The organism is Pseudomonas sp. FP2294 (assembly GCF_030687625.1).
Taxonomy (GTDB): Bacteria; Pseudomonadota; Gammaproteobacteria; order Pseudomonadales; family Pseudomonadaceae; genus Aquipseudomonas; species Aquipseudomonas shahriarae.
In genome coordinates this window covers 5555849-5571658 of sequence record NZ_CP117441.1, presented here as the reverse complement: position 1 = coordinate 5571658, position 15810 = coordinate 5555849, and the positions used below count along the sequence as shown (strand labels likewise).

The following is a 15810-nucleotide window of genomic DNA, read 5'->3' as shown; positions in this document are numbered from 1 at the left end:
GGGCCGCACCTTCACCTACTTTTTGGAGATTGGTATGTCCAGCAACAACCCGCAAACCCGTGAATGGCAAGCCCTGAGCAACGATCATCACCTGGCGCCGTTCAGCGACTTCAAGCAGTTGAAAGAGAAAGGCCCGCGCATCATCACCAACGCCAAGGGCGTTTACCTGTGGGACAGCGAAGGCAACAAGATCCTCGACGGCATGGCCGGCCTGTGGTGTGTGGCCATCGGTTATGGCCGCGATGAGCTGGCTGACGCCGCCGCCAAGCAGATGAAACAACTGCCTTACTACAACCTGTTCTTCCAGACTGCCCACCCGCCGGTGCTGGAACTGGCCAAGGCCATCGCCGATATCGCCCCGGCCGGCATGAACCACGTGTTCTTCACCGGCTCCGGCTCCGAAGGCAACGACACCATGTTGCGCATGGTCCGCCACTACTGGGCGATCAAGGGCCAGCCGAACAAGAAAACCATCATCAGCCGCAAGAATGGCTACCACGGTTCCACCGTGGCCGGCGCCAGCCTGGGCGGCATGACTTATATGCACGAGCAGGGCGACTTGCCGATCCCGGGCATCGTGCATATCGCCCAGCCGTACTGGTTCGGCGAAGGCGGCGACATGAGCCCTGAAGAGTTCGGGGTGTGGGCCGCCAACCAACTGGAAGAGAAAATTCTGGAACTGGGCGTGGACAACGTCGGAGCCTTTATTGCCGAGCCGATCCAGGGCGCCGGCGGTGTGATCGTGCCGCCAGCCAGCTACTGGCCGCGCATCAAGGAAATCCTCGCCAAGTACGACATCCTGTTTGTCGCCGACGAAGTGATCTGTGGCTTTGGCCGCACCGGTGAGTGGTTCGGTAGCGATTTCTACGATCTCAAGCCGGACATGATGACCATCGCCAAGGGCCTGACCTCGGGCTATATCCCCATGGGCGGCCTGATTGTGCGCGACGAAGTGGTGGCGGTGCTCAACGAAGGCGGCGATTTCAACCACGGCTTCACCTATTCCGGGCACCCGGTGGCTGCTGCGGTGGCCCTGGAAAACATCCGCATCATGCGCGATGAAAAAATTGTCAGCCGCGTCCATGACGAAACGGCACCGTATTTGCAGAAGCGTCTACGCGAGCTGGCGGATCATCCGCTGGTGGGCGAAGTGCGCGGTGTCGGCATGTTGGGTGCGATCGAGCTGGTCCAGGACAAGGCCACGCGCAAGCGTTATGAAGGAAAGGGCGTGGGTATGATCTGCCGCACCTTCTGCTTCGAAAATGGCCTGATCATGCGCGCCGTGGGCGACACCATGATCATTTCGCCGCCGCTGGTGATCAGCAAGGCCGAGATTGACGAGCTGGTGACCAAGGCTCGCCATTGCCTGGACCTGACTTTGGCGGCATTGCAGGGCTAAGTGCTAGGCTCAGGATGCAGCGGCTGCGGCTGTTGCATTCGGGTAATGATAAATGCGGGGCTTTGGTTGAAAGCCGGCCCCTGAACTTGCCAGACTGTCGCCCTGTTTTGTCGCCCTTCGACGGGCCATGAAACGTAGAAAAATGTGGCCCAAAAAAGAAAAATTGGAGCATGACCGAATGAAGGCATTAGGTTTGAAGAACGCCGGCAAGACCCTCCTGGCCTTGTCCCTGATGGGCGCAATGGCAGGCACGGCCCAGGCTGCCGACAAAGTGCTGCACGTCTACAACTGGTCCGACTACATTGCACCGGACACCGTAGCCAACTTTGAGAAAGAGTCCGGCATCAAGGTGGTGTACGACGTTTTCGACAGCAACGAAACCCTGGAAGCCAAGCTGCTGGCGGGCAAGTCCGGCTACGACATCGTCGTACCGTCGAACAACTTCCTGGCCAAGCAGATCAAGGCCGGTGTGTATCAGGAGCTGGACAAGTCCAAGCTGCCAAACTGGAAGAACCTCGACACCGACCTGCTCAAGGCCGTGGGTGATGCCAGCGACAAAGGCAACCTGCACGCATTCCCCTACATGTGGGGCACCATCGGCATCGGCTACAACCCGGACAAGGTCAAGGCTGCGCTGGGCGTCGACAAGATCGACTCGTGGGATGTGCTGTTCAAGCCCGAGAACATCGAAAAACTCAAAAGCTGTGGCGTGAGCTTCCTTGACTCGCCAACCGAAATGATCCCGGTGGCCCTGCACTACCTGGGCTACCCGACCGACAGCCAGGACAAGAAGCAACTGGCTGAAGCCGAAGCGCTGTTCCTCAAGATCCGTCCTTCGGTGGGTTACTTCCACTCCTCCAAGTACATCTCGGACCTGGCCAACGGCAACATCTGCGTGGCCGTGGGTTACTCGGGTGACCTGGAACAGTCCAAATCCCGCGCGGCTGAAGCCGGTGGCAAGGTTAAAGTTTCCTACGCCATTCCCAAGGAAGGCGCAGGCAGCTTCTACGACATGGTCGCCATCCCCAAAGATGCCGAGAACCTGGACGCCGCCTACCAGTTCATGAACTACCTGCTCAAACCTGAAGTCATGGCTGAAATCACCAACAGCGTACGTTTCCCGAACGGTAACAAGGCTGCCACGCCGCTGGTGAGCAAGGATATCTCGGGTGACCCGAGCATCTATCCGTCGGATGCAGTGAAAGCCAAGCTGTATGCAATCAGCGATCTGCCGGCCGCTACCCAGCGCCTGCTGACGCGCAGCTGGACCAAGATCAAGTCGGGTAAATAAGCCTTGATAGGTGTGGGAGGGGGTTTGGAGGGGAGCGGGCTTGCTCGCTCCCACACAAGCCCGCTCCCACCCATTAAATGACAGAAAGCTTTGCCGGATCGGTTTATCGAGGGTAAGTTGCGCGCCGGTTTTGTTGTCGGGCAACAACTTTGGGCCCAACTATTTAAGAGGACCTCCACTTGCCAATTTCTTTATTTCGCAAAGCCTTGCTGGTAGGGGCGGGTCTCACGTTGGCAGTCAGCGTGCAGGCGGCTTCGACTGTGCATGTTTATAACTGGTCGGACTATATCGGCCCCGACACCCTGGCCAACTTTGAAAAGGCCACCGGCATCAAGCCCGTCTACGACGTGTTCGATTCCAACGAAACCCTGGAAGGCAAATTGCTGGCCGGGCGCACCGGGTATGACGTGGTGGTGCCGTCCAACCACTTCCTGGGCAAGCAGATCAAGGCGGGCGCGTTCCAGAAAATCGACAAGGCGCAGTTGAGCAACTACGCCAACCTCGACCCGGCGCTGCTCAAGCGCCTGGAAAAGAACGACCCGGGTAACCAATACGCCGTGCCTTACCTGTGGGGCACCAACGGCATTGGCTACAACGTCGACAAAGTCAAAGAAGTGCTGGGTGTCGACAAAATCGACTCCTGGGCCGTGCTGTTCGAGCCGGAAAACATGAAGAAGCTGGCCAGTTGCGGCGTGTCCTTTATGGACTCGGCGGATGAAATGCTGCCAGCGGTGCTCAACTACATGGGCCTGGACCCCAACAGCACCAACCCGGCCGACTACAAGAAGGCTGAGGAAAAACTCCTGAAAGTGCGTCCCTACGTGACCTACTTCCACTCATCCAAATACATTTCGGACCTGGCCAACGGCAATATCTGCGTGGCCGCCGGGTTCTCCGGCGATGTGTTCCAGGCCAAGGCCCGCGCCAGCGAGGCTGGCAAGGGCGTAAACATCGCCTACGCGATTCCGAAAGAAGGCGGCAACCTGTGGTTTGACGTGCTGGCGATCCCCAAGGACTCGACCAACGTCAAGGAGGCCCACGCCTTCATCAACTATTTACTGCAACCTGAAGTGATCGCTCAGGTCAGTGATTACGTCGGCTACGCCAACCCTAACCCAGGGTCGGATACGTTGATGGAGCAATCAATACGCACCGACGAAGCGGTTTACCCACCGCAGGCGGTTCTCGACCGGACATTTGTCAACTTCGAGCTACCCCCGAAAGTGCAACGCTTGATGACCCGTAGCTGGACCAAGGTCAAGACGGGCAAGTAAGGCTCACACTATCTAAGGTTCGTCTGTATTGGACGTTCTGCACTCTTTTTTTCTGGGAGTTTCGTAAATGGCAGTTGCCTCCGGCGCCTATAAGAAAGCCCTCGAGGGCGACCAGACACCGAAAAAGGTGTTGGTCAAAATCGACCGGGTCACGAAGAAGTTCGACGAGACGATTGCCGTGGACGATGTGTCCCTGGAAATCAAGAAAGGCGAGATCTTCGCCTTGCTCGGCGGATCGGGTTCGGGCAAATCCACCTTGCTGCGCATGCTCGCAGGTTTCGAGCGCCCGACCGAAGGGCGGATTTTCCTCGACGGTGTTGATATCACCGATATGCCGCCCTACGAGCGGCCGATCAACATGATGTTCCAGTCCTACGCCTTGTTCCCCCACATGACCGTGGCGCAGAACATCGCCTTCGGCCTGCAACAGGACAAGATCCCCAAGGCCGAAGTCGAGGCCCGCGTAGCCGAGATGCTCAAGCTGGTACAGATGAGCCAGTACGCCAAGCGCAAGCCGCACCAGTTGTCTGGCGGCCAGCGTCAGCGGGTGGCCCTGGCCCGTTCCCTGGCCAAACGCCCGAAACTGCTGCTGCTCGATGAGCCGATGGGCGCCCTGGACAAGAAGCTGCGTTCGCAGATGCAGCTTGAACTCGTCGAAATCATCGAGCGCGTCGGCGTGACCTGCGTGATGGTGACCCACGACCAGGAAGAGGCCATGACCATGGCCGAGCGCATCGCGATCATGCACCTGGGCTGGATCGCGCAGATCGGCAGCCCGATCGACATCTACGAAACCCCCACCAGCCGCCTGGTGTGCGAGTTCATCGGCAACGTCAACATCTTCGACACCGTGGTGGTGGATGACGCCGAAGGCCACGCAGTGCTCAAGTGCGCCGACCTGGACCGCGATATCTACGTGGGTTATGGCATCGCCACGTCGGTGGAAGACAAGTCGGTGACCTACGCTATCCGCCCGGAAAAGCTGCTGGTCACCACCGAGATGCCGACCTGCGAGCACAACTGGTCCAGCGGCAAGGTGCATGACATCGCCTACCTGGGCGGCCATTCGGTGTTCTACGTCGAGCTGCCGAGCGGCAAGCTGGTGCAGTCCTTCGTCGCCAACGCCGAACGCCGTGGCGCGCGGCCGACCTGGGGTGACCAGGTCTACGTGTGGTGGGAAGACGACAGCGGCGTGGTACTTCGCTCATGAACATGAAGAAATTCAAACGGCGATTGCACCGAATAATTCCCAGCGGCAAGCAGGTGGTCATCGGGATTCCGTTCCTGTGGCTGTTCCTGTTCTTCATGCTGCCGTTCTTCATCGTCCTGAAGATCAGCTTTGCCGAAGCGGACGTGGCGATCCCGCCCTACACCGAGATCTACACCTACATCGAGCAGAAGCTGGAGGTGGTGCTCAACCTGGCCAACTACAGCCTGCTGGCCGGCGACGAGCTGTACATCGCCGCCTACCTGGGCTCGTTGAAGATGGCGTTTTTCAGCACGGCCTTGTGCCTGCTGATCGGCTACCCGATGGCCTACGCCATCGCCAGTGCGCGCAAAGAGATGCAGACCGTGCTGGTGCTGCTGATCATGATGCCGACCTGGACCGCGATCCTGATCCGCGTGTATGCGTGGATGGGCATCCTCAGCAACAACGGCTTGCTCAATGGCTTCCTGATGTCCATCGGCCTGATCAACGAGCCGTTGCAGATCCTCAACACCAATATCGCGGTGTATATCGGCGTGGTCTATTCGTACCTGCCGTTTATGATCCTGCCGCTGTACGCCAACCTGGTGAAGCACGACCAGAGCCTGCTGGAGGCCGCGTCGGACCTGGGTTCGAGCACCTTCAACAGCTTCTGGAAAATCACCGTGCCGCTGTCCAAGAACGGCATCATCGCCGGCTGCATGCTGGTATTCATCCCGGTGGTGGGCGAGTTCGTGATCCCGGAACTGCTGGGCGGCCCGGAAACCCTGATGATCGGTAAAGTGTTGTGGCAAGAGTTCTTCAACAACCGTGACTGGCCGGTGGCTTCTGCGCTGGCGGTGGTGATGCTGGCGATCCTGATCGTGCCGATCATTCTGTTTAACCGCAGCCAAGCCAAAGAGATGGAGGGCAAGGTATGAAGCGCTTCAGTTTCTCCAGCTTCATGCTGGTCGTAGGGCTGCTGTTCATCTACCTGCCGATGCTGATCCTGGTGATCTATTCGTTCAACGAATCGAAGCTGGTGACGGTGTGGGGGGGTTGGTCGATCAAGTGGTACGTGGGTCTGTTGGACAACTCCCAGTTGATGGGCTCGGTGGCGCGCTCCCTGGAAATCGCCTGCTACACGGCGGTGGCCGCGGTGGCGCTGGGTACGTTGGCAGCGTTCGTGCTGACCCGTATCAGCCAGTTCAAGGGCCGCACGCTGTTTGGCGGCCTGGTGACCGCGCCGCTGGTGATGCCGGAAGTGATCACCGGTCTGTCGCTGTTGCTGCTGTTCGTGGCCATGGCGCAGATGATCGGCTGGCCCCAGGAGCGTGGCATCGTCACCATCTGGATCGCCCACACCACGTTCTGTGCGGCGTATGTGGCGGTGGTGGTGTCGGCGCGCTTGCGTGAGCTGGACCTGTCGATCGAAGAGGCGGCCATGGACCTCGGTGCGCGGCCGTGGAAGGTGTTCTTCCTGATCACCATCCCGATGATCGCGCCGTCGCTGGCGGCGGGCGGCATGATGTCCTTCGCGTTGTCCCTGGATGACCTGGTACTGGCCAGCTTCGTCTCGGGCCCGGGTTCGACCACCTTGCCGATGGAAGTGTTCTCGGCGGTGCGCCTTGGGGTCAAACCCGAGATCAACGCCGTGGCCAGCCTGATTTTGCTGGCGGTGTCGCTGGTGACGTTCCTGGTGTGGTTCTTCAGCCGCCGTGCTGAAGAGCGGCGCAAGAAGGCCATCCAGCAAGCCATCGAAGAAGCGGCAGCGGATGGCTGGAAACAGCCGGATGTACGCCGGGCGCCAGCACCGGTCTAAACGCCGGAATAGGCTCAAAATGTGGGAGCTGGCTTGCCTGCGATAGCAGAGTGTCAGTCACTGAAGATGTGACTGAACCACCGCTATCGCAGGCAAGCCAGCTCCCACATTTGATTGCATTTCAAGTTGATTAAGCCGTCCACGGCGACTGGCGAATCACTTCGACAAAGTTCATCGGCTTGAACCCCGGTTCCTGATCCACCAGCACATCGGTCTTCACGTTGCCAAACGTGGTCTGCGGGCGATGGCGCAAACCGTCGGCAAACGCGCAGATGATGCACTCCTTGAACCCTTCACCCCGTGGATGCGCATGCACCACCGCCTCGCGCTGCACGTGGGTAAACGCGGCGTAGTCCATGCCCAGCACGTCCATCTCCACGCCAGCGGTCACCAGGGCGACGGTAGGGCGCAGGTGCTTGGGCACGCCTGGCGTGGTGTGCAGGGCGATGGACAGCCATACTTGCTCGATATCGTCATCGCTCAAGCCATAGGGCTTGAGAAAGGCGGCGGCCGCGTTGGCGCCGTCCACTTCAAAACGCTCGTCATCGCTGCGGTGCCCGTCCATCAGGCCCAGGTCATGGAACATCGCGCCGACGTACAGCAGTTCCGGGTTATAGGCCATCTGCTTGCGCTCGCCGCTCAAGGCACCAAACAGGAACACCCGGCGGGAGTGGTGGTAGAGCAGGTCGGATTCAATGTCGCGGATGTATTCGGTGGTGGCCTTGGCCAGGGCGCTGTCGGGGATTTGGATGCCGGCGATGGTGGTGCTCATGGTCATGATCCTCAAGAAAACGCGGGGTTGGCGCTGATGAGTGCAGTCTGATCGCCCAGTTGCCAGGCAACCACCACCGCAGGGGCGCGATCCCGGCCAATGTGCCTTCATATCGCGCCATGGTTGTACACGATCCAGTGTGGGAGCTGGCTTGCCTGCGATAGCATCGCCTCGGTACATCAGGTATACCCAGGGGATGCCATCGCAGACAAGCCAGCTCCCACAGGGTTTTGCGACAGTCCAGAGGAAGGTTTACCCATGCACAAGACCGTCGCGATCCTGATCTTTCCCGGCGTCCAGTCACTGGATGTGACCGGTCCCATGGATGTGTTCTGCGAGGCCAATCGCTTCCTGGCGCCGGAGGATCATTACCAGCTCGAAGTCATCGGCCAGGTCCAGGGTCAGATCGCCTGTTCCAACGGTCTGTCCTTGCAGGCCCACACCCATTACAGCGAAGCCCTGCAAGCCTATGACCTGCTGTTGGTCGCTGGCGGCCCGCAGTTGCCCTTCGAGGATTTCGGCCTGGCGTTCAATCAATGGCTGCAGGACGCCAGCGCCAGGGCCCGGCGCTTCGGTTCGATCTGTAACGGCGCCTTCATGCTGGCCCGGGCCGGATTGCTGGATGGCAAAACCGTTACCACCCACTGGAGCGACGCGGCTGATCTGGCGCGCCTATGCCCCTCGACTCAGGTCGACGCCGACCGCCTCTACGTGCAGGACGGCAACCTCTACACGTCGGCCGGGGTCACGGCGGGTATCGACCTGTCGTTGTACCTGCTGGCCCAGGACCACGGCCCGGAAGTGGCCCTGAGCGTGGCCAAGCGCCTGGTGGTGTTTACCCAGCGCAGCGGCGGCCAATCGCAGTTCAGCCCGTTTCTCACGCCCCACGCCGAAGCCACCTCGGCCGTGGCACAGGTGCAGTTGTATGTGCTGGCGAACCTGACCGGCGACCTGGGCATTGCTGATCTGGCCCGCGCGGCCAATATGAGTGCGCGCAATTTCTCGCGGGTATTTGCCCGCGAGGCGCGGATCACTCCGGCGGAGTTTGTCGAGCGGGCGCGGGTGGATGCGGCGCGGGTGCTACTGGAAAGCAGCACGGCGCCGCTGAAGACCGTGGCCTACCAATGCGGCTTTCGCGACGCCCAGCACCTGCGCAGTGTGTTCAATCGCCGGCTGGGGGTGACGCCGCAGCAGTTCCGACTCAACTTTGCGGCGCTGGTTTGAGCTCCCACATGTTTAGTGTGTTTCTTCAGGGCTGTTGTGGGGGGCGGGAGGGCAACAGTTTGAGGGTGCCACGGGTATTGGCCTGGACCTCTTCTTCATCAAAATGCGCCTGTTCGTACCCGCCTTCGATATAGGTCTCGGCCTGATCGGCATAGTGCTTGTCGAATGGCACGCCGCTTTGGCCCACCGGGTTGATGGTCAGGGCGTGAGCGGCGTCGGCGAAGTCCACCAGGCGTCGGGTGGACGGGCCGTAAGTCACCGGCCACGGTGCCGGGCCAATGATTGCCGACAGGTTGTTCGGCACTTCGTGGCTGCCCGGTGCGGCAAACGGCCCGACATTGACGATCTGGTCCAGCGGCTGCTTGACCCCCAGCGGATGGCCGTGGGTCAGGGTATGGGCCTTGCCCCACTGCCATTGTGCCGGGTCGTCGCCGAAGGTGCTTTTCAGATGGGCCAGGCTGTTGTCCCAGGCGCGCTTGACGGTCGCGGCGCGCTGCCCGTTCCACCACGGCGAATCGGCAGTAGCGGCCAGGCGCGGCAAGGCGGCGTCGACCACACGGGTGGTGATCAGGGTCTTGAACATCTCGTCACCCAGCTTGGGACGAAAGGCCGCGTCGGTCAGGTCGTATAACAGTTGGTTGAACAGCGTGGCGGGGATCGACTCCACCGGGTAATCACCTTTCCAGGCGGCCAACTGTTCCAGCAACTTGAGTTCGGCGGGATCCTTGACCACCTCGCGCAGCACCGGCAACAGCGGCGCCAGCAGGCGTGGCCCGTAGGCGGTGGTGGTGCCCAGTTGCAGGGCCTGGCTGTTGTCCAGGTCCCATTTGACCTGGTTGTCGCTCAATTGCGCGTTCAACTGTTGGCCACGGTCCGCCAGGTTGTAGTAGCCGGGGATCTGCACGCCAGTAGGCGACACCGGCTGGGCATTGGCCGAGACCACGTAGCCACGGGCCGGGTTTTCTTCCTGGGGGTTGGCGCTGAAAGGGTAGAAGCCCAGCTTGTCGGCCTGGGCCGTGCTGCCATCGAGGATGAATCCGGCGTTGGCCCCGGCCGGGCGGATCGGCAACTGCGCTGCAGCCCACCAGCCAATATCGCCCTTGGCATTGGCCCACACGATATTCAGCCCGGGCGCATGCACCTTGGCCACTGCCATGCGGGCCTTGGCCAGGGTGTCGGCGCGGTTGAGCTGGTAGAAACCATCGAGGATCGGGTTTTCGGTATCGAGGAACGCCCACCACATGGCAATCGGCGTGGTGCCGGCATTGGCGCCGAGCACGTCGTTGATGATCGGGCCGTGGGGCGACTGGCGCAGGGTCAGCGTCACCGGGGCCTGGCCCTTGACCGCGATCTGTTGCTCGCTGGTCGTCATGTCGACCCACTGGTCGTGGTAGCGCACCTGGTTGGGGTTGTCCGGGTTGACCTGCTCGGCGATCAGGTCGAGGTCATCGTTCTGGAACATCGTCAGGCTCCAGCCGAACGCTTTGTTGTGGCCCAGGAACGCCACCGGCACCAGGGCGTTGTGATAACCGTAGAGTTCAAAGCCGGGCGCCGACAGGTGCGCCTCGTACCACACCGACGGCACCGAGAAACGGATATGCGGGTCGCCCGCCAGCAACGGCTTGCCGCTCTTGGTGCGGTTGCCATTGATGGCCCAGGCGTTGCTGCCTTCGAACTGCGGCAGGCCATTGTCGGCCAGGGCCTGTTCGCTGAGGCGGGCGATGGCACTCAAGCCCTGCCAGTCGGCGGCGGCCAGGCTCAGGTCGCCCTTGGGTTTCCAGTCGAGGTCAAACACCTTCAGGTAGTCGCTGCCCAGTTGGTCGCGCACGTAGGTCAGCAAGGGCTCTGTGCGAAAAGCCGCAGCAAAGCTGTAGGCCAGGTAACCGGCGATGCTGATGGTGTCTTCGGCGGTGAACGGCCGCTTGGGGATGCCCAGCACGTCAAACTCCATGGGGCTGGCGTGGCGGTCCTGATATTGGTTGATCCCGTCCAGATAGGCTTGCAGGGCCTTCCAGTGCGGTGACTGGCGGTCCATCTGCGCCGCGTAGGTGGTGGCGCGCTCGCGGATGCGCAGGCTGCGGAATAGCTTGTCGGTGTCGAGCAACTTGGCGCCGAGCACCTCGGCCAGCTCACCGCGCGCCAGGCGGCGCATGATTTCCATCTGGAACAGGCGGTCCTGGGCATGCACATACCCCAGGGCACGATACAGGTCGGCCTCGTTCTCGGCGCGGATATGCGGCACCCCACGGTCGTCGTAGCGCACCGTCACCGAGCCTTGCAGGTTGGCCAGCTCCACCGTGCCCTGGCGGGTCGGTTGCTTGCTGTAGACGTACCAGCCAGCCCCGAGGGCGATCAACACCAGCAGGGCCGCGAGACCCGACAAGACGCGCTTCATGAACGATCCTTATTATTAGAAGTTGGGCTAGGAGCCTTTTGGCCAGGAACAATAGCAGCCCACCGCCAGGGTGTGGGTCGCATTCACCGCCCGGCCGCCGTTGAGCGCCTGCAGGATCGGTTCGATAAAGCTGTTGCTCGAATTACAGGTCAGGCCCTCGCTGTACGGGCCGAAATACGCCAGTTTGCCGTTGCGGTCCCAGATGCCCACCGCTGGGCTGGCGGGCACCTGGTCGGCGCCGGGCAGGGCGGTGATGATTTTCATCGCGCCGAGGTTCTCGGGCAGTTGGCCGTGGCTGCCGGTTTTTTGCAGGGCATAGAACTCCACGCCCTGGGGCGCGTATTGCTCGATCAGTTCGCTCAGGTGCTGCTGGTTGCCGACATTGCACGGGCAGGCCGGGTCCCAGAAGTGCACCAGGCGGATCGGGCCGGGCCCGGCGAGGTCGTCGGGCAGGCGCAGCAGGTCGCCGGAGAACACCGCCGTATGCTCGCTGAATGCCCGCAGGTAGCGGCCCTGGAACCAGTCATACGCGGCCCACAGCACGGCGGCGCAGATCAGCAGGATCAGGCTGGCGAGCAGGGCAGAGCGGTAGGGTTTTCGCATTCAGAACAATCCTCGACGGTGGCGTAGCTTGCCATGCTTGCCCTGACAGATGAATATCGCGACTCGATATTCATCTGTTCACTGCTGTGAAGCCCTAGTCTGGAAGTACTTATGCCCGTTACCTTTGACCCCGATCATCTGCGCGAAAGCTTGCGGCCCCTGGTGGACGCGCAGCCGCTTTCGGCTGAGGCCAGGGTCTACCAGCGCTTCTACGGGCTGGACCTGGCCGCGCGCAAAACCCTGGTGGCCAGCCGCCTGGGGCGCTTCGAAGTGGATGGGTTCGAGGTAGTCAGCCAGGTCTGGTGGCCGGCGCAACCTGTGGCAACACTGTTTATGTTCCACGGTTTCTACGACCACATGGGGTTGTACCGCAGCGTGGTGGAATGGGGTCTGGACCAGAGCTTCGTGGTGATTGCCTGCGATTTGCCGGGCCATGGCCTGTCCAGCGGTGAGCGCGCCAGTATCGACGACTTCGCGGTGTACCAGCATGTGGTGCAGGGCTTGTTTGCACAGGCCGACGCGCTGCAGCTGCCCAAGCCCTGGCATCTGTTCGGGCAAAGCACTGGCGGGGCGATTGTAGTGGACCATCTGCTCAACCAGGGCGCCAGCAGCCCGGCGCAAGGCCAGACCTTCCTGTTGTCGCCACTGGTGCGGCCGCGTGCCTGGGGTTGGTCGCAACTGAGCTATTACCTGCTCAAGCCGTTCGTCAAAGGCATCGCCCGACGTTTCAGCGATAACAGCAATGACCCGGCGTTCCGTCCGTTCCTCGAAGCCGATCCGCTACAGCCCCGGCAGTTGCCGACCGCCTGGGTGGGCGCGCTGGCGCGCTGGATCAAACGCATCGAGGCCGCGCCGCGCAGCACGCGACGGCCCCTGATCGTGCAGGGCGAGGAGGATATGACGGTGGATTGGCAGCACAATCTGCAGGTGCTGCGCGGCAAGTTTGATCAGCCGCAGATCCTGATGTTGCCCAAGGGCCGGCATCATCTGGCCAATGAGCTGCCGCAAATTCGCGAGGAATACTTCAAGTTTCTCAGCGACCATCTGACCTGACGCAATCAAATCTGGGAGCAGGCAAACCCGTTCGCAGATTGTTACGGGGCCAGGCTTGAAGTGCTTTGCCCCACCGCCAGCCCGGCGCGGATCGCCTCCAGTGCCGCCTGGTAGTAAGCCTTGCCTTCTGGCGATTCGGCAAAGGTGGCGAACTCTTCCAGCTCCGGGTCCGACAGATCCCGATAGACGTACAGCAAAGTGTTGTTCAGGTCATTGCCGATCTGCTGCATCAAGCGCTCGCGCTGGCCGTTGAGCATGCTTTGCGCCTGACCGCCGCCCAACAGGCCGGGGATCATCTGGCTCAGGCTGTCTGCGGCCACGCCGGCAATCGCCAGGCTGACCTCGGCCCCGGCTTCGCGGGCGGGCAGGGCCTGGGCCAGGTGGCCGATGATCAGGCTGCGGGTGGCGTCGGCCTGGATCTGCGGCAAGCCCTGGGCGTTCTTGGCCAACTGGTCACGGCGGGTCGCCAGCAACTCGGCGGCGACAATCTTGCGCCCCAGCGGCGATTGGAAAAACGCCAGCGCCGGTTTGGGGTCCGCCAGGTTCTGGCGCAACTGGGCTTCGGCGCGCTGATCCATGGCCTTGGGGGCGAAGCGTTTATTGCTGTTGTCCACCAGCGCCTGGTACACCGCCGGCGGCAAGCTGTTGCGGTAGCGCTGCTGGGCAGCACTCAAGGCGTCATTAAAATGCGCGCGTTGTTCCGGCCAGCCGGCGACCGCATACAACTGGTCATGGCTGTCTGCCCAGGCGGGCAATACGCAGAACATCAGCAAGGATAAAAACAAACGACGCATAGGGACTCCTGTCAGTCGGCCACTATTGTCCGTGTCGGGCGTAGGATTTGTCGAGAAGTCCTATCAGTCACCTGACTAAAGTGTGTTTAGGCGCTAGGCGGCGCTGTCGGTTTGCCAGGCGTATGGATACTATGCGCGCCATGCAAATATCCCCTGATGACCCGCTGCTGCTACGCATTGTCGACGACCTGGCCGTGAAGGGCTGGTCGCAGCAGAACATCTTCCTGCCAGAGGCTCTGACCCTGGAACTGGCGGCTGAGTGCCATAAACGTGCCGCTGAAGGTGAATTGGCACCGGCCGCTGTCGGACGCGGCCCGGCCCAGGAGATTCGCGAGGGGATCCGTGGCGACCATATCCAGTGGCTGGAGCCCGGCCAAGCAGCTATCTGCGACCGCTATCTGGCGTTGATGGACAGCCTGCGGCTGGCGATGAACCGTGGGCTGTTCCTCGGCCTGGAAGAGTTCGAATGCCACTTCGCCATGTACCCGCCGGGGGCGTTTTACCTCAAGCACCTCGACCGTTTTCGCGACGATGACCGGCGCATGGTCTCGGCGGTGGTCTACCTGAACCAGGACTGGCTGCCCGAGCACGGCGGCCAGTTACGCATGTACCTCAAGGACGGCGTTGAGCACGATGTGGACCCCGCCGGCGGTTGCCTGGTGGTGTTCCTGTCGGGGGAAGTGCCCCATGAAGTCCTGCCTGCCCACCGCGAACGCTTGTCCCTGACCGGCTGGTTTCGCCGGCGGGGCAACGAGCCGTTTTGAGCATGCAAAAGATTCTGGTCAGCCGCTGCCTGCTGGGGCATCGCGTACGTTACGACGGTGGGGCCAGCGGGCCGTTTGACCAACTTGCGACCTGGCAAGCCGAGGGCCGAGTGGTCGCGGTGTGTCCGGAAGTGGCCGGTGGCCTGCCTACCCCACGGCCATCTGCCGAGATTCCGGGCGGGCAGGGCATGGATGTGTGGGAAGGCCGCGCCCAAGTGTTGACCGCCAATGGCGAGGACTTCAGCGAAGCCTTCCTTGACGGCGCGCGCCAGGCCCTGGCTTTGGTGCAGCTTCATGGCATCCGCATCGCCGTACTCAAGGCCAACAGCCCGTCATGCGGCAACCTGCTGACGTATGACGGCACCTTCAGTGGGGTGAAAGTCACGGGCGAAGGCGTGACGGCCGCGTTGCTCAAGCGCCATGGGGTACTGGTGTTCAGCGAGCTGGAGCTGGTTGAGGCGGCTGCCGCCCTGGCCCAGCTCTCAAACCCGACCTAGATCCAATGTGAGGTTAGGCTTGTGCCCACATTGCTTATTGGGTGGGTTTGCTGGTGTCAGCCTCAAACCACTTTTTCGACAGCGCCGTCAGCCGCCCATCGGCCTTGATCCGCTCCAGTGCTTTGTCCAGGCTCGATTTGAACGCCGGGTTGCCCTTCTGGAAGGGGATCGCCAGGGTCAACGTCGCGTTGGCATTCACCGGGCGGCGCAGGTCCACACCTTCAGCGGGCTGCGCCTTGGCTATGAACTGGCTGCTCTTGAGCGCATCGAGGCTGCCCAGCAGGGGCTTTTGCTGCTTGTGTGCAATCAAGCTTGCGCTGGAATAGCTATACGGCGCGCTGAAATCGAAACGATCCTGCAGTTCAGGAGTCACAGCGATGTGGTTGATCGCCACGTCGTACTTGCCGCTTTCCACGCCGGGCAGCAAGTCGCTGTCGTCGGTGGTGATAAAGGAGGCGCGTACGTCCATTTCCCGAGCCAGTAACTCACCCAGTTCCACTTCAAAACCGGTGAGTTTGTCGCCTTCCTTGAAGTTGAAGGGCGGCGTGTCCGCTTCCAGGGCAATGCGCAGCTCCCCACGGTCAAACACGTCGTCGAACAGTTCGGCGTGAGCCAGGGGGCTCAGCAAAGGCAGCACAAGTAACAGGCCAGGCAGAAAACGCATGGTCACTCCTAAAGAATTCGAAGGTGCGAGACGCGGTTAAGGCTCGCTTTGCTATGGTGTCGAGTGCCTTGG

The 15810-nt window shown here is 61.4% G+C and carries 15 protein-coding genes; 10 read left to right on the top strand and 5 right to left on the bottom strand.

The genetic code is table 11. From position 1 onward, the window contains the following. Positions 1 to 34: 34 nt before the first annotated feature. From PSH73_RS25190 to PSH73_RS25165, 6 genes are all read left to right on the top strand, one after another. Positions 35 to 1399 (top strand): aspartate aminotransferase family protein, encoded by a 1365-nt coding sequence (locus PSH73_RS25190; RefSeq protein WP_057960974.1) that lies wholly within the window; start codon positions 35 to 37, stop codon positions 1397 to 1399. A 178-nt stretch (positions 1400 to 1577) separates the two neighbouring features. Beyond that, positions 1578 to 2690 carry a polyamine ABC transporter substrate-binding protein gene (locus PSH73_RS25185; RefSeq protein WP_057440608.1) on the top strand — a complete coding sequence of 371 codons (1113 nt, stop codon included), beginning with the start codon at positions 1578 to 1580 and terminating at the stop codon, positions 2688 to 2690. A gap of 179 nt (positions 2691 to 2869) precedes the next feature. Continuing rightward, a complete protein-coding gene (locus PSH73_RS25180; protein WP_057440426.1) occupies positions 2870 to 3964 on the top strand; it encodes a polyamine ABC transporter substrate-binding protein in 1095 nt (364 codons plus the stop codon). A gap of 67 nt (positions 3965 to 4031) precedes the next feature. After that, entirely contained in the window at positions 4032 to 5174 is a 1143-nt protein-coding gene (locus tag PSH73_RS25175) for an ABC transporter ATP-binding protein (RefSeq protein WP_029289449.1), read from the top strand. Beyond that, on the top strand, positions 5171 to 6091 hold the full coding sequence (locus PSH73_RS25170; protein ID WP_057960924.1) for an ABC transporter permease subunit: 921 nt from the start codon (positions 5171 to 5173) through the stop codon (positions 6089 to 6091). The genes PSH73_RS25175 and PSH73_RS25170 overlap by 4 nt, the downstream gene beginning before the upstream one ends. After that, a complete protein-coding gene (locus tag PSH73_RS25165; protein WP_057960923.1) occupies positions 6088 to 6972 on the top strand; it encodes an ABC transporter permease subunit in 885 nt (294 codons plus the stop codon). Before PSH73_RS25170 ends, PSH73_RS25165 begins: the two co-directional genes overlap by 4 nt. A 130-nt stretch (positions 6973 to 7102) precedes the next feature. Here the strand turns inward: PSH73_RS25165 and PSH73_RS25160 are convergent, their stop codons facing one another. Next, positions 7103 to 7744, bottom strand: coding sequence for an HD domain-containing protein (locus PSH73_RS25160; protein WP_057960922.1), 642 nt, complete (start codon positions 7742 to 7744; stop codon positions 7103 to 7105). Between the two features lie 258 nt (positions 7745 to 8002). On the opposite strand from PSH73_RS25160, the gene PSH73_RS25155 reads away from it, so the two are divergent. Next, positions 8003 to 8968 (top strand): GlxA family transcriptional regulator, encoded by a 966-nt coding sequence (locus PSH73_RS25155; protein ID WP_057960921.1) that lies wholly within the window; start codon positions 8003 to 8005, stop codon positions 8966 to 8968. A gap of 25 nt (positions 8969 to 8993) precedes the next feature. Here the strand turns inward: PSH73_RS25155 and PSH73_RS25150 are convergent, their stop codons facing one another. Beyond that, positions 8994 to 11363 (bottom strand): penicillin acylase family protein, encoded by a 2370-nt coding sequence (locus PSH73_RS25150; protein WP_198817229.1) that lies wholly within the window; start codon positions 11361 to 11363, stop codon positions 8994 to 8996. 27 nt (positions 11364 to 11390) lie between these two features. Continuing rightward, positions 11391 to 11966 carry a DUF6436 domain-containing protein gene (locus PSH73_RS25145; protein WP_057960919.1) on the bottom strand — a complete coding sequence of 192 codons (576 nt, stop codon included), beginning with the start codon at positions 11964 to 11966 and terminating at the stop codon, positions 11391 to 11393. 111 nt (positions 11967 to 12077) lie between these two features. Here PSH73_RS25145 and PSH73_RS25140 point away from each other — a divergent pair, with 111 nt between their 5' ends. Beyond that, positions 12078 to 13019: an alpha/beta hydrolase gene (locus tag PSH73_RS25140; RefSeq protein WP_057960918.1), complete on the top strand. Its 942-nt coding sequence runs from the start codon at positions 12078 to 12080 to the stop codon at positions 13017 to 13019. A gap of 41 nt (positions 13020 to 13060) precedes the next feature. Here the strand turns inward: PSH73_RS25140 and PSH73_RS25135 are convergent, their stop codons facing one another. Beyond that, positions 13061 to 13813 carry a DUF2059 domain-containing protein gene (locus PSH73_RS25135; protein ID WP_305461578.1) on the bottom strand — a complete coding sequence of 251 codons (753 nt, stop codon included), beginning with the start codon at positions 13811 to 13813 and terminating at the stop codon, positions 13061 to 13063. Positions 13814 to 13944: 131 nt separating this feature from the next. On the opposite strand from PSH73_RS25135, the gene PSH73_RS25130 reads away from it, so the two are divergent. Both PSH73_RS25130 and PSH73_RS25125 read left to right on the top strand, forming a co-directional pair. Beyond that, positions 13945 to 14577 carry a 2OG-Fe(II) oxygenase gene (locus tag PSH73_RS25130; protein ID WP_057440421.1) on the top strand — a complete coding sequence of 211 codons (633 nt, stop codon included), beginning with the start codon at positions 13945 to 13947 and terminating at the stop codon, positions 14575 to 14577. Between the two features lie 2 nt (positions 14578 to 14579). Then, complete coding sequence (locus PSH73_RS25125) at positions 14580 to 15074, top strand: DUF523 domain-containing protein (RefSeq protein ID WP_057440420.1); 495 nt, start codon at positions 14580 to 14582, stop codon at positions 15072 to 15074. Positions 15075 to 15108: 34 nt separating this feature from the next. On the opposite strand, the gene PSH73_RS25120 is transcribed toward PSH73_RS25125, so the two are convergent. Next, positions 15109 to 15738, bottom strand: coding sequence for a transporter substrate-binding domain-containing protein (locus tag PSH73_RS25120; RefSeq protein ID WP_198830355.1), 630 nt, complete (start codon positions 15736 to 15738; stop codon positions 15109 to 15111). Between the last annotated feature and the right edge of the window lie 72 nt (positions 15739 to 15810).

Coding starts and splice junctions, on each gene's coding strand:
- PSH73_RS25190 (WP_057960974.1), top strand. CDS start 35: ATGTCCAGCAACAACCCGCAAACCCGTGAATGGCAAGCCCTGAGCAAC.
- PSH73_RS25160 (WP_057960922.1), bottom strand. CDS start 7,744: ATGAGCACCACCATCGCCGGCATCCAAATCCCCGACAGCGCCCTGGCC.
- PSH73_RS25165 (WP_057960923.1), top strand. CDS start 6,088: ATGAAGCGCTTCAGTTTCTCCAGCTTCATGCTGGTCGTAGGGCTGCTG.
- PSH73_RS25175 (WP_029289449.1), top strand. CDS start 4,032: ATGGCAGTTGCCTCCGGCGCCTATAAGAAAGCCCTCGAGGGCGACCAG.
- PSH73_RS25155 (WP_057960921.1), top strand. CDS start 8,003: ATGCACAAGACCGTCGCGATCCTGATCTTTCCCGGCGTCCAGTCACTG.
- PSH73_RS25125 (WP_057440420.1), top strand. CDS start 14,580: ATGCAAAAGATTCTGGTCAGCCGCTGCCTGCTGGGGCATCGCGTACGT.
- PSH73_RS25185 (WP_057440608.1), top strand. CDS start 1,578: ATGAAGGCATTAGGTTTGAAGAACGCCGGCAAGACCCTCCTGGCCTTG.
- PSH73_RS25130 (WP_057440421.1), top strand. CDS start 13,945: ATGCGCGCCATGCAAATATCCCCTGATGACCCGCTGCTGCTACGCATT.
- PSH73_RS25135 (WP_305461578.1), bottom strand. CDS start 13,813: ATGCGTCGTTTGTTTTTATCCTTGCTGATGTTCTGCGTATTGCCCGCC.
- PSH73_RS25140 (WP_057960918.1), top strand. CDS start 12,078: ATGCCCGTTACCTTTGACCCCGATCATCTGCGCGAAAGCTTGCGGCCC.
- PSH73_RS25150 (WP_198817229.1), bottom strand. CDS start 11,363: ATGAAGCGCGTCTTGTCGGGTCTCGCGGCCCTGCTGGTGTTGATCGCC.
- PSH73_RS25120 (WP_198830355.1), bottom strand. CDS start 15,738: ATGCGTTTTCTGCCTGGCCTGTTACTTGTGCTGCCTTTGCTGAGCCCC.
- PSH73_RS25145 (WP_057960919.1), bottom strand. CDS start 11,966: ATGCGAAAACCCTACCGCTCTGCCCTGCTCGCCAGCCTGATCCTGCTG.
- PSH73_RS25170 (WP_057960924.1), top strand. CDS start 5,171: ATGAACATGAAGAAATTCAAACGGCGATTGCACCGAATAATTCCCAGC.